Source organism: Mesorhizobium sp. B1-1-6 (assembly GCF_006443035.1).
GTDB lineage: Bacteria > Pseudomonadota > Alphaproteobacteria > Rhizobiales > Rhizobiaceae > Mesorhizobium.
Genome location: NZ_VFWR01000006.1, coordinates 17079 through 29238 on the forward strand (window position 1 = coordinate 17079; position 12160 = coordinate 29238).

At 60.1% G+C, this 12160-nt stretch carries 12 protein-coding genes and 2 pseudogenes; 5 read left to right on the forward strand and 9 right to left on the reverse strand.

Annotation, left to right across the window (positions count from 1 at the left end; all coding sequences use genetic code 11):
- Positions 1-160: 160 nt before the first annotated feature.
- Both FJ979_RS13340 and FJ979_RS13345 read right to left on the reverse strand, forming a co-directional pair.
- Positions 161-2143, reverse strand: a complete 1983-nt coding sequence (locus FJ979_RS13340) for a recombinase family protein (protein WP_140581362.1) — start codon at positions 2141-2143, stop codon at positions 161-163.
- 365 nt (positions 2144-2508) lie between these two features.
- Positions 2509-2838, reverse strand: coding sequence for a hypothetical protein (locus FJ979_RS13345; protein WP_140581364.1), 330 nt, complete (start codon positions 2836-2838; stop codon positions 2509-2511).
- A 528-nt stretch (positions 2839-3366) separates the two neighbouring features.
- On the opposite strand from FJ979_RS13345, the gene FJ979_RS13350 reads away from it, so the two are divergent.
- Positions 3367-3618, forward strand: coding sequence for a helix-turn-helix transcriptional regulator (locus FJ979_RS13350; protein WP_140581365.1), 252 nt, complete (start codon positions 3367-3369; stop codon positions 3616-3618).
- Between the two features lie 77 nt (positions 3619-3695).
- On the opposite strand, the gene FJ979_RS13355 is transcribed toward FJ979_RS13350, so the two are convergent.
- Together FJ979_RS13355 and traA are read right to left on the reverse strand one after the other, a co-directional pair.
- Entirely contained in the window at positions 3696-3899 is a 204-nt protein-coding gene (locus FJ979_RS13355; protein WP_140581367.1) for an AlpA family phage regulatory protein, read from the reverse strand.
- Positions 3900-4030: 131 nt separating this feature from the next.
- Entirely contained in the window at positions 4031-7078 is a 3048-nt protein-coding gene (gene traA, locus FJ979_RS13360) for a Ti-type conjugative transfer relaxase TraA (RefSeq protein WP_140581368.1), read from the reverse strand.
- A gap of 171 nt (positions 7079-7249) precedes the next feature.
- Here traA and FJ979_RS13365 point away from each other — a divergent pair, with 171 nt between their 5' ends.
- From FJ979_RS13365 to FJ979_RS13375, 3 genes are all read left to right on the forward strand, one after another.
- On the forward strand, positions 7250-7576 hold the full coding sequence (locus FJ979_RS13365; protein WP_181171907.1) for a conjugal transfer protein TraD: 327 nt from the start codon (positions 7250-7252) through the stop codon (positions 7574-7576).
- A gap of 1 nt (position 7577) precedes the next feature.
- Positions 7578-7826, forward strand: coding sequence for a conjugal transfer protein TraD (locus tag FJ979_RS13370; RefSeq protein ID WP_140581370.1), 249 nt, complete (start codon positions 7578-7580; stop codon positions 7824-7826).
- Positions 7827-8199: 373 nt separating this feature from the next.
- Positions 8200-8730: a MucR family transcriptional regulator gene (locus FJ979_RS13375; protein WP_140581372.1), complete on the forward strand. Its 531-nt coding sequence runs from the start codon at positions 8200-8202 to the stop codon at positions 8728-8730.
- 88 nt (positions 8731-8818) lie between these two features.
- Here FJ979_RS13375 and FJ979_RS13380 read toward each other — a convergent pair.
- The 4 genes and pseudogenes from FJ979_RS13380 to FJ979_RS13395 all read right to left on the reverse strand — a co-directional run bounded on the left by FJ979_RS13380 (position 8819) and on the right by FJ979_RS13395 (position 11460).
- A pseudogene (locus tag FJ979_RS13380) lies at positions 8819-9131 on the reverse strand (DUF736 domain-containing protein).
- Between the two features lie 173 nt (positions 9132-9304).
- A pseudogene (locus FJ979_RS13385) lies at positions 9305-9773 on the reverse strand (SulP family inorganic anion transporter); the annotation flags it as partial.
- Positions 9774-9787: 14 nt separating this feature from the next.
- Positions 9788-10600 carry a transglutaminase-like domain-containing protein gene (locus FJ979_RS13390; RefSeq protein ID WP_140581374.1) on the reverse strand — a complete coding sequence of 271 codons (813 nt, stop codon included), beginning with the start codon at positions 10598-10600 and terminating at the stop codon, positions 9788-9790.
- A 2-nt stretch (positions 10601-10602) separates the two neighbouring features.
- A complete protein-coding gene (locus FJ979_RS13395) occupies positions 10603-11460 on the reverse strand; it encodes a VPGUxxT family thioredoxin-like (seleno)protein, type 2 (RefSeq protein ID WP_246679310.1) in 858 nt (285 codons plus the stop codon).
- Between FJ979_RS13395 and FJ979_RS32995 the strand changes: the two genes are divergently transcribed.
- Positions 11359-11679, forward strand: coding sequence for a hypothetical protein (locus FJ979_RS32995; protein WP_246679042.1), 321 nt, complete (start codon positions 11359-11361; stop codon positions 11677-11679). The two genes, FJ979_RS13395 and FJ979_RS32995, sit on opposite strands and share 102 nt — an antisense overlap.
- 3 nt (positions 11680-11682) lie before the next feature.
- Here the strand turns inward: FJ979_RS32995 and FJ979_RS13400 are convergent, their stop codons facing one another.
- Entirely contained in the window at positions 11683-12150 is a 468-nt protein-coding gene (locus FJ979_RS13400) for a DUF3788 domain-containing protein (protein ID WP_140581375.1), read from the reverse strand.
- Between the last annotated feature and the right edge of the window lie 10 nt (positions 12151-12160).

Genomic DNA, 12160 nt, shown 5'->3' on the forward strand with positions numbered 1-12160 from the left:
ATGACGTGATTATGATGCCGCTTTGTCGGGGCCTGTTACCATAATACAACAATCTGCGCGGGTATCGTTGCAGGCCCGGATCTACGGGATAGGAGCCAGGGCGGGATGCGAACGAAATGGAGGCCGATGAACATTTATTGCCGCTGTTCTTCGCGACAGATCACAGACACCCGATGCACAGCTTTCCCGCGGATCGCGACGCTCGCTGCGTCCCGCGCAAATGTCGGCGGTTGGCGCAAACTCGCCCGTGGCGTTGACACCAGCGATATCCGCTTCTGGAGAAGGGCGGGGTCACCCGAACGACCGATTGGAGGCGCGAAGCTGTCGTTCGCGTCGTGGAAACGTTCGTCGGCTTCGGGTCAGACTTTCCCGTTCCCCACCAGTCTTTGCAGCACCAAGACAGGTCCATCACGCCCAACACCGTACAAAATACTGCAGTCTTCTGAGTGGGGGGAAAGCGGTAGCGCTCTCCCGCTACCACTTCAAACCCACTATCGTACGTAATGGCGGCAATGTGGCGGCCGGCCAATGCGGTGTGCCTGTCGGTATACCGAGCGCTGGGGAATGCAGCCCCGCCAATAAGGGCGGAAAGCTTGCCCTTGACCTCAATCTCGAAGCCTTTTCGTGCAGGCTTGGGCTGCACCGTGACACTGTGAACAAGGCTCCGAAAGCTTTCGATGAGCGGGCCACGGTCATCGGCGGCAGTTGCGTGGTCAGCCAAGACCTTTGAAAGAGCATCGACGGTTTCGTTGTAACGCTGCAGGGTCGCTGGGTGGAGTGCGACGGTCGACGGTGGCTCATCGACATTCGAAAGTTGCGCCTCGATGTGAGAGAGCTGTGCCTTGAGTTCCGCAATACGTTGCTTTGCATCCTCTTCAGCAATGACGCTCCTGATCACCAGGTCGATCGTGCGCTGCCGTTCGCCTTCAATTCGATCTCGCTTGGTCTCCAGTGCTGTCCGAATTCCATTTCCCTGGGCAGCAAGCTGCCGACGCTCTTCATTGTATTTGCGGATGTAGGCTTCTATCAGGTCCGGCGCTTTCAGCTGTTCGCGCATGCCATCAAGGACCGCCTTCTCGATCTCGGGCAGATAAATGATGCGCCGGTTGGAACAGCTCCCGCTTTCACGAACTGCCGAGCACCGGATACGCGTCTTACCGGTCTTGTCACGATCGTGAACGGACATGCCCGATCCGCACACTCCGCAACGAAGCAGACCGGACAACAGGTGGGCCGGCCGACGCTTGTTATTAGTAGGCGCGTTCACCCTCGCGCCTTTGCGAGCCTGTGCCTTCTGCCAGATTTCGTCATCGACAATTCGCAAATGCGCAACCTCTTTCGTCTGCCACTGGTCCTTCGGATTTGCCCTGGAGACGCGCTTTCCAGTATCCGGATTTTTCACCATCCGGACTTTGTTCCAGACGATTCTGCCGACATAGAGTTCGTTGAAGAGCAGTCCGACCCCACGTCGTGCATTTCCGTTGATGGTAGAACCGTTCCATCGCTTTCCCCGCGGTGGCATTATCCCATCCCGGTTGAGATCGCCTGCTAGATCTCTTGGAGTTCGACCGGTGACATAGGCGGCAAAAATGCGCCGGACGACTTCAGCCTCCTCTTTGACAATCTCCAGTTCGCCTGGGCGGCCCAAGATAGGTCGATAGCCATAGGCGCGGCCTCCCGCGTGACGTCCGTCACGGACGACTCCGGCCATACCCCTACGCACTTTTTTGGCGCCATCCTCCCTCTGCATCTGACCGACAAGTCCACGAATACCTATGAGAACTGCATCGGCAATCCCGTCATGAACAGCCTGGATTTGGATGCCGAGAAAAGAGAGCCGTTTGTAAATGCCCGCGAGGTCCGCCATGTCCCGCGACAGACGATCGAGCGCCTCGACGACCAGGATATCAAACGCATTCTGGCTTGCCGCCTCCATCAAACGCATCAGGGCGTCGCGACCCAATACCGAAGCACCGGAGCGCGCCTTGTCCTCGAAGACGGCAATGACATCGAGGCCGTTGCGATCTGCATATGCACGGCACAGCGCAATCTGGTCCTCGGTGGACTTTTCGTTTTGCAGCTCTGTCGAAAAGCGTGCGTAGACGGCGGCCCGCCTCGTCTGTCGGAACCCTTCTTCTGGCACTGATCTGCATCAAACTCGGAATGTCGGTTGTCCGCAACTCCGATTGAAATGAGATGATCGCGCCTGGCATCAGCAACGGCAAGCGCTTCGACGAACTTAACCATAGCTCTGCGAAGTTCCCCCGCCGTCGCCGCTGGGGTGGTTCCGTGGGGCAATCCACCATTGTATTTGTCTTTTGCAGCCGTCACGAAGGCCAGGATCACGATGACTACAGGCAATAAAAGGGGCCCACTCCTTCGATCGTGCAATTGAGACCCTGCAGGATAGAAATCGGATAGGTGCCAGACTAACGAAGTCTCGCGAGAGTCCTCGCAACACGGTTGGGAACCTTATGACTGTGAACTGGGATGCGTAGGCGAGCCTTGTCATGCCTCGGTCCCATCGTCGCCACGCGCAAAAGCAAAGCCGCCCTCTCCGGGCCTTCGGCAATGTTGCTGCTGACCAATTTCTTCGGGAAACACTTGCTCGGGCATTGCCTCCTTGGCGATCCGAACAAGGTCGTCGCGCGCCGAACGAATCTGCGGCCAGGGAAACTCACTGCTGCCCTCCGAAGGTTCCCCTTCCGTCAACGCGGCATCAAGCTTAGCCGCCACGCCGGCAAGTGAGGCCGCGGGGGTTCTGGACAACAGCTCGAGCAGTTCCTCCGCTCGGTCGGCAGCCTCGCCTTCGGCGAGCAACATCGCTGAATAGCCCATCTCCCTATCGGCCGCATCCCAGCGCGCTTGATGAGCGGCCAAATCGGTCTCAGCCTTCGCGCGGTTTGCAACTCCTTAGGAGAAGGATTGGGCAGCGCTTCGGCTTCGACGGAATGCAGCGTTACGCCGTCCCTGTCGTGCAGCCGGATGGTCGAACAAGGCAATTCGACCGTTGCGACAAGCTTGCTCTCCATGCTCTGCTGCAGGCGGCACAGTTGTTCAGTCTTCTGTTGGGCAGCCTGCCATTTGCGCCAAGCTGCAACCGCAGGGTCAGCGGATTGGCCTACTTTCAGATCGTCGCGTCTGAATGCTGTTGGCTGCCATCCCGCAATCGCAATTGCTGTTCCCCCAAGTAGGCTCCTCCGCGTGACGAGAGACAAAGTCGTGGTATTGTCGGAATCAGCCATGATCCGAGCTCCAAACAGCTTGGGTTGTGGTCAGGCCGCACTAGGTGTAGCGAGCACCTGTGCGGCCGCACAGTCTCCGTCACTTATGTCACTTTTTGTGACTTTTAACAAGATTAATGTCATGAAAAAGGACATATTGCCCCAGCAGCTCCGCGCGGCTCGGGCCTTGATTGACTGGACAAGAGAGGACCTGGCGAACGCATCGGGCCTGACCGTTCGTACGCTTGCCAGAATTGAGAGCTCTCAAACGACCCCTAGACCGGCTACACTTGAAGCGTTAACCGCAGCATTGGAAGCAGCGGGGATCGAATTCATTTCACAGAATGGAGGAGGACCTGGCGTCCGACTTGCCCGTCGACTGGACGGCAACTGACGCAAGCGATCATTCTGAGTGCGATGGGACTCTTCCTAAGCGATCGTTTGTCGAGATCGGAAGATCCTGACTTTCAGTCAGACCTGACGCTCCGCTCGCCATGCAGTCGGATTGCCCACCCATCTATTGATATCGGATTCGCGCCAGCCCGCCCCGTTGATGCTTATCTTGATCTGAGCTGGGAACGTGCCTTCGGCGATCTTGCGATAGACGGTCGAGCGGGACAGGCCGGTCCGGGCAAGGACGGTTTTAAGGCGAATGATACGATCCGGTTCGGGCATGACTGCGTTGCCTTTCGCTGACTGCAATTGACACCTGCTGGGACCAGACAGGACGGAACGAATGCTGGACGCAATCAGGTTTGTCGCTTCAGCCGTCTGCGGCGTGAAAACGGCGGCAAATCGGAGGGGTGTCAGAGCCCAAGGCTCCGCCCCTTACCGATGCCATGGCTGAATGCCAGTTCCGCACCAAGGCGCCGGCCGGAATCGATGTTGATGCCAAGCTCGCGCTTGCGGTTGGCGAGAAGAGATTCCAATTGCGGATCGCGTTCGAGGCTCTTGGCCATGTCGGACATGGCCGACCGCGTGGACCTGTAGCCGGACATGTCGCCGGCCTGATATTGCTCCCGTCCCGTCCGATCGAGCTTTTGCCAACGTTCCACGAACCGGTCGGCGCGGCGGCTGGGATCGATGTCCATCCCGGTACGGATTTCCGTTTCAAGCTGCAGAGCAAGCACGATGCGGCTGACGCGGCCGGCGCCCGCCTCGCGGACAAGCTCGGGATTTTTCACATAAGCCGCTTCGGCATCGCGCCAGCCATACGGCCGCACCTTCTCGAAAGCGCTACGGGCATCTCTCAGTTCGCGCATCTGCTCGGGATTACCTTGGCCATTCGCGTTTCCACTGCTGAGGATCGCATCGATCGCTCGCGCGTGACGCACAAGCGCCTTCGTGCGAGCGCTGCGCAACGCTGCTTCGGGGCTCACCGCCGCATCCGCGTAGCGCTGCGCTCCCCTGACCGAAACATCTCTTTCAGGCGCCGCGCCGCCGTCTGCGCTTAACGCCCCAACATTCTCCCTTTCCGGCCCGCGCCCACGGTCCTGGCCGGGCTCGGCGTCTGCGGGCGAGCGCAATCCATCCAGCAACTCGCCGATCCTGTCGCGCAGTTTCTCCGGAACGAGACGACGCACGATCTCAACCACACGCTCGCGGAAGGTGATGCCGCGCCGCTCGGCATAGCTCTGCGCTGGGTCGATCCGCTCGTAGTCCGACGCCATGTCCTTAGCGCGGTCGCGTGACAGCGTGCGGACAAGCCGCTCGCGGGTCGCGAAGTCACAGCCGCTATAATGCAGGTCCATCCCGTCTCGATGACGCGATAGAGCCACATAGCTGCCATGCGCATCCATGCCTGGCGTCGCCAAGACATGGGTGCGGTCGACCGTCATGCCTTGCGCCTTGTGAATGGTCGCGGCATAGCCGTGGTCGATATGGGCATAGTCCTTCATGTCAAAGCGCACCGACCTGCCATCATCGGTGCGCACGGTCATGCTCTGTGAGCTGACCTCTTCGATCACGCCGAGCGTGCCGTTCTTGACGCCGAGGCCACGCTCGTTGCGTAGGAACATGACGCGATCGCCCTTGGCGAAGTTTCTTGGGCCATGTTCGACAGTCACCTGAACCTCGTCGCCGAGATCGCCGGCAATGCGCATGCGCTCGCGCGCTGCTTGGTTCAGCGCGCGCACCTGGTCGTTTGTGTGGGTGAGGATGATCCGGCTGGCCTCTGGATGCGCCTGCCTGTCGCGATCCCAGCGCTCGACGAGTTCACCTCGCGCTTCCTCGCGCGTTGCAGCCTGATGCACCATGCCTTGCGCGTCGTAAGCGCTGATCGCGGCACCGATCCTGCCGGTTGCCAGATCGCGCGTGGCATCGCGCTGCCAGTCCTCGCGCTGCCGCCGCACCTGACCAATTTCGACGCCGCCGTGTCGCTCGTGGAGAGAGCGGAATGCAGCGCCGGCTTCGATTGCCTGTAGCTGCTGTGGATCGCCGACGAGGACAACTTTTGCGCCAACGTCCGCCGCATGGGAAAGCACGCGCTCCAACTGGCGCGTGCCGACCATGCCGGCTTCGTCGATCACCAGGACATCACGCGCGGTGAGCAGATCACGGTCCTGTCCCCAGCTGTGCTCCATACTGGCGATGGTGCGTGACGGGATGCCTGAACCGCCTTCCAGATTCTCGGCGGCAATACCAGAGAGTGCGGCGCCTTTGACCTCGTAGCCCGCCGCTGCCCATGCCTGGCGCGCAACGCCCAGCATGGCGCTCTTGCCCGTGCCCGCAAAACCGACAATGACACCAAGACCGCGACCATCGGTGATATGCGCAAGCGCATCGATCTGCTCGCCCGAAAGGAAAAGCCCGCGTTGCGCAGCCCGCGCCAGCGCTGCCTCGCGATGTGCGTTGCTCACCGCGTGTCGCTCGTCGAAATCGATACGCTCTGCCGCGCGGTGAAGGCGCTGTTCGCTCTCGATCATCTGCCTTGTGGTGAAACGGTCTTCGCCGCGTCCGTCCTTGCCGAGTTCGACCAGATCGGGCGCGTTGCCGATCGCGCTCATCACCTGGTTGAACTGCTCGATGCCATCGCTGTGGCGATGCGAGAACTTCGCGATGTCCTTTCGGGTGAAGGTCGATTGCTGATGCGTGATGGCATCGAGCGCCACGGATGGATCGGCAATGATGCGCCCGCCATTGTTGCGCGCGATCTCGCGATGCAGTTCGGCGCGATCTGCTTCAATGTCGCCAGCAGCAAGGCCATTGCCCCCGATGCGTTGAGCCGGAGCGCCGATCTGGGTCTGCGGCTCCAGGGCAATGCCCTGCGCTTCCAGACTGCGATGATCGATGCGGGCGTCGATGTCGCGTTCGGCAAGGCATTCGTTGGCCAGCTCCGCCCATCGCTCGCGCCAGCGTTCGACCAGCTGGGTAGCATTCCAGTCTCGAACCTTGGCACCAAAACCGTTCTCGTCCACGGACCGCATGGTCAGCATGACATGAGCATGCGGCTTGAGACTGCCATCCTCCGCCCTGTCCCAATGCACGTTGAGATCGGCGACCATGCCCCGGCTGACAAACTCCGCCCGAACGAAGTCGCGCGCCAGTTCGATGCCTTGCGCCTTGCTTAGCTCGCGCGGCAGGGCAAATTCCACTTCGCGGGCAAGCTGCGCATCCTTGCGCATCTCGAAGGCCTCGACATCGTTCCACAGCCGTTCGCGGTCGCGCCAGGCCTCCGGTGCATCCTCAGGCAACATCACCTCGGAATGGACGACACCGCGCTTGGCCGAGAAGTCGTGGCTGCGTTCGATGCGCTCGTCGCGTAACCTCGCGGCCGAGCGGTAAGCAGCAGATGCTACAGCGCTGCTCCCAGCCTTGCGGCCAATGACTTTGACATGAAGATGAAAGATCGCCATCGCGACCAGATCATTTGCACGTCAAACCGCACGTCGGCACGACGTATAAGCGCGCCCTCCCTCGAAAAAATCTCGGGATGGACCAGCCCGTCCCGGGCTGTCTCGGCAACCCTGAAGCCTTCCGGCACACGCTCGCCTATCATGGCCGCATCGACATCGATGGAGACAGCCATGCGCAAACCACGGGATTTCGACGCGGAACTGAAGGTACTGGAAGACAAGGCGCGGGAACTCAAAACGCGAAAGGTGCAGCAGCTTGGCGAGCTGGTGATCGCCACCGGCGCCGATCAACTCAGCAGCGACGAACTGGCTGGTGCACTGGTCGCAATTGCCGAGACGAAAGACACCTCAAAGCGTGAGGCATGGGCCAAGCGTGGAGTAATGTTTTTCGAAAATAGGTCCCGGCGAACTGCTTTGGCATCTGAGCGCAACCCACGCAGCGCTCAAGCGCAACCGGGCAGCTCACAATCGCCGGCAAGCGGCTCTGGCTCGCAATGACATGCGCACCTGGCAGATCGAGCGCCGCAAGCGCACGCGGCAGCTCATCGAACTTGGCGGTCTCGTCGTCAAGGCAGGCATTGTCGAGCTCACCAATGACGATCGCGCCATCATCTACGGCGCGCTGCTCTGGATGGCGGACAAACTGCAAAGCCATGAAGGCGAGCAAGCGCGGGGTCTGTGGGCCGCGAAGGGAAAGCTGGCGTTTGCATCAGAATGGCATGAAGACCAAATGGCCAAGCGAACATAGCGGTGGTCAGCAAGCGGCGGACGATCCAAGCCACCCATTAAGTCACACTGGGCCAACAATCACTTCGGCCTGAACGGGGTATTACGCACGGTCGAGCGGAGCTGATGGCAACTATTGCTGCGGTTGGCAGCTTTGCGAGCCGGCAGCCCTGCTCTGCACAGGCGGCAATGGCGGGGAAGCGAGGGGAAGTTCCTCGCTTCCCAACCGATCGAAAAGGGTATCCGCAGTCGATCAGAATGATCAAAGCGAAGCTTACTCTTATAATGTTGCGCAAAAGACGTGGATTTTACAACGAGATGTACTATTTGCCTCGGCGGCGGGACGGGGAAATCAAATATCACTCAATTCGTCCGATACAACTAGAGGAACTTATATGACCACTGCTCTCGAACAAGACGGTCAACTGGATACCGTGTCGATAGCGGCCGACATCGTCGCCGCCTATGTGTCGAACAATCCACTGCCGGTCGGCGAGTTGCCGAAGTTGATCGGCGATATCCATGCCGCTCTGAAAGGCATCGGCACGCCGGCGACGGAACCTGTGACCAAGCAGGAACCGGCGATATCGATCAGGAAGTCGGTGACGCCGGACTTCATTATCTGTCTGGAAGACGGAAAAAAATTCAAATCGCTGAAACGCCATATCGGAGTCCACTACAATCTGAGCCCAGACGAATACCGGCAGAAATGGAACCTGCCCTCCGACTATCCGATGGTGGCGCCGAATTACGCCGCCACGCGTTCGGCCTTGGCGAAGGCATCAGGGCTCGGGCGCAAGGCGGCGCCCACTCCTGCCGCGGCGGAAAAACCAAAACGGCCTGCTCGTGCGGCAGCAGCGACGACGACTGCGGCAGCCATCAAGTCGCCGCTGAAGAAGACACGCAAGGCACCAGCCAAAACCTAGCGCGCTGCACCTGGCGGACGTGCCAGGCTGTGTAGGACCAGAACATAGCGCAGCCCCGCCTTGCGTCGGGGCTTCGTGTTAAGTCGGATCACTCTGCGGAGCGGCGGGACCAGATGAGCGAGAAGTCGCCCTCGGTGTCGGTCTCGACCAGGCTCGCATAGATCGGAGCGGGGAAGCTGGGATCGTCGAGCTTGACGGAGTGGTAGTCGCGACCCTCGCGCGAGGTCTTCTTCCATGCCGCCCCGAACTCGGTGGCGCCGGCGAAGATGCGGTAGTCGGGACCCTTTTCATTTTCGCCATCGGCCGGAGAGAGCGTCACCGTCTTGACGTTGAGATTGAGGGTCTTGACCGAGCCGGAGAAGCCGTTTGGCGGTGCGGGAGAAAGTGCCGATCGTAGCCATTGTGGTAGTTCCTTCTGGTTACTCGGGCCGCGCCCATCGCAGCCTCGATGGTGGTCGTGAGACCGGAGACGATCGGTCCGCACCCCTGAAGGGGCTGAAACGAAGTGAAAGACGGCGGCGCGAGGCTTTCTTGGATCGCGAGGAATGGACGCGCAGCGGACAGAAGATTGCCGTCCGGTGCAGAAGTTGGCGACACCCTGGCCGACGCACTCGCGATTCTTGTCGCTCCTTGTGTCGGTCATCTGATCGACGATGGATGCGGTAAGCAGGCTTTCCAGCAGCGACGCCGACTGAGTAGGGAAAGATGATCCACAGCGTCTCCAGTGTGTAGAGCACGTTGGGGATGAGGAATGTCGGCAGGCTCGATGGCAGCTCGCCCAGATCACCGACCGTGCGGACATCAAGTCCGAGCGTCAGGGACGCGACGGTCAGAACCACGATGCAGACCAGAGGAGACGGCACGGCCTTGGTGAGCCGGGGGCAGAGGTAAATGATCGCCAGCCCGGCAGCAATCATGGCGTAGCTCTCCCACGACTTGCCAATCAGTTCCGGCATCTGCGCCATGAAGATGAGGATGGCGAGTGCGTTGACGAAGCCCGTGAGAACGGAGCGCGAGACGAAGCGCATGACGTAGCCAAGCCGAGGGGCGACGCGCTTTATCGCGGGACAGGTTTGGCTGACCCAAGCGCTTTAAAGGCCTTCAGGATTCGATCGCGCGTATACTTATCGGGCGCCACTTCCGACATCGCGAACAGGCTTTCCCTGGCAGATGCAACATCGTTGAGCGCCGATTGTAGCCGCGCCAGATTTTCCCACGCATCGAGCACTCCCGGCGCGATTTGAGTGATCCGCCGATAGAGCTCCATGGCCCGAAGGGGCTTGTTGTCGTTTGCCGCACGAATCGCTTGATTGTTCAGCAAGCGGGCCAGCACGTCACGATTGCTCATCCGCGCGACACTGAGTGCGGAAGCGCCGCCTTCCTCACCGAGGCACGCCCGGCAGATCGCCGCGACCGCGTCTTGCGACACCGGGTTGCCACCCGAAAAGGGGTCGATCACCACAGGGCTCTTGTCACCAATCTGGACAAGGACGTGACCCGGCAGATTAAGCACATAGGCGCTCCATCCAGCCTTGCGCGCCATGGCAACGTACAGGATCGACAACGCAATCGGCAGACCACGTTTGCGGTCGAGCAGCCGGATGAAGTCGGCATTGATCGGGGCATCATAGGTTTCGGTATCGCCGACAAACCCAAACTCGCCATTGAGTACCCTCGACAACACGGCGGCACGTTCTCTCACGAGAAGTGCGCTGCGCCCTTCCTGGCACACCCGATCCTCGATCTCTTCGAGCTTTTCGAGATACGGCGCGATGTCCGTGTGCTCATGATCAAGGTGGCTCAGCGCAAGCGACGCCAAGTCGAGAAGAATGTCCTCATCCTCGATCAGGCCGATGGAGGCAACGTCCATGATCACGCCCCTTTGCCGATAGAACCGAGCTGCGCCACCAGCGACGGCCAACTCCGACGTATATCCTCGCGATAGACTTCATCCTCGCTCGCGCGCGGCAGATGCGGATCGGCGAGCCAGGCGCTCTGCTGCGGGCTGAGCATATTCGCAAGCGGTTCGCGATAAGGCGCAGCCCGGTTGATCCTCGAACGCTGGGCCGGCGTTAAAGGTAGATGACGAACCGCGTTCTTACGCAGATAGAACTGCGGTTCGCGATCCGATTCGAAGCGGCCGCTTTCGACGACGTTGAAGCCTTCCGCAGTTGCAAAGGCATCCAGACCGGCGCGAGAGATTTCGCGCGGATCGAACTGCACCTGTACGACTTCCTCGCCGTCGACCCAACCGGCATCGGTCGTGATTACCGCCGGGTGCTGGGCAAGGCTCGTTTCGCCAGACCAGAAGCACGGTGTTGCGTATGTTGCACGCTTGCTGAGGCCGTATTCGACCAGAAGGTCACGCCCGAGAAGGCGGAAATAGCCGGGGACATCCTCGCCAAGCCTCTCGAGCACGGCGACGATCTTTTCGTGCAGACCCAAGGCATCGTAGCGATCTGCCAGTTTCGGCAGGAGCTCGGCTCCGTCGGGTCCGAGAAACCGGACGACAGGATTATTCCAGGACGGTTCGTCGTATCGCCGCAGGACTTCGGCATCGGAGCCCGGATGGTTGTTGAAGATCGCCACCGGCACGAACCGGTCGGCGATCAGTTCTACCATCAACGGATGCGTCAGCACATCCTGGCCAAACCGCACGCACGTCGAACAGCCGGGCACTTCCTGGAAAAGCAGCAGGACAGGCTTGCCCTGTTCGGCCGCAAGCGCCAGGGCGCGGTCATGATCGCGCAGCCACGTGACATCGCCAAGCTCACGATGCTCGCGAAAGGAAATTCCATCTTTCTGCATGGCGCTAATATGGTGTCTCCGGTTCGCAAAACAATGACGATTGCGGCTGGGTCCGTTCGCATCGATTGCTGTGTGATGTCGGCACGAACACGGCTCGGATACCTCAGAACCACCGAGACGACAGTCCGGCATTTTTTGTGACCCTTAACCTCGCGACGGCGGCGGGCGCTTCATGATCAGAAGCTCCTTCGCATCATGCAAATCATCCTTCGACGAGATGGCAATCGTCAGCCATTTCCCGTCTATGTATGTTTTCGCTTCATCGTAGAGTTTCACCAATTGCGGACGCCAGACGTAACGCCGCTCCTCGAATTTCTCTCGTTCTGCTCCCCCCATGACGACCAAAGCCGAAAACCGGCGGTATTCCGGAATCAAGGTGCAGAACGCCCTGGTCTTCTTGAAGCGCAGGGACCAACCGCGGTTCTTGCCACCGTAGAGCCAGTCCGGCGCGAACACCCCAGGGTAGGATTCGTCGATCCAGTTCCGCAGCTCGGCCCAACGCTTGAACGGATCTGGTCCGATCCATTCGCGGACGACTTTGTCATCGGGCGGCGCCGATTTGCCGGTGATCCTGTCACCGATTTGGGGAAGCGGACCGGTAGGTAAACTCATCGGGAGACCT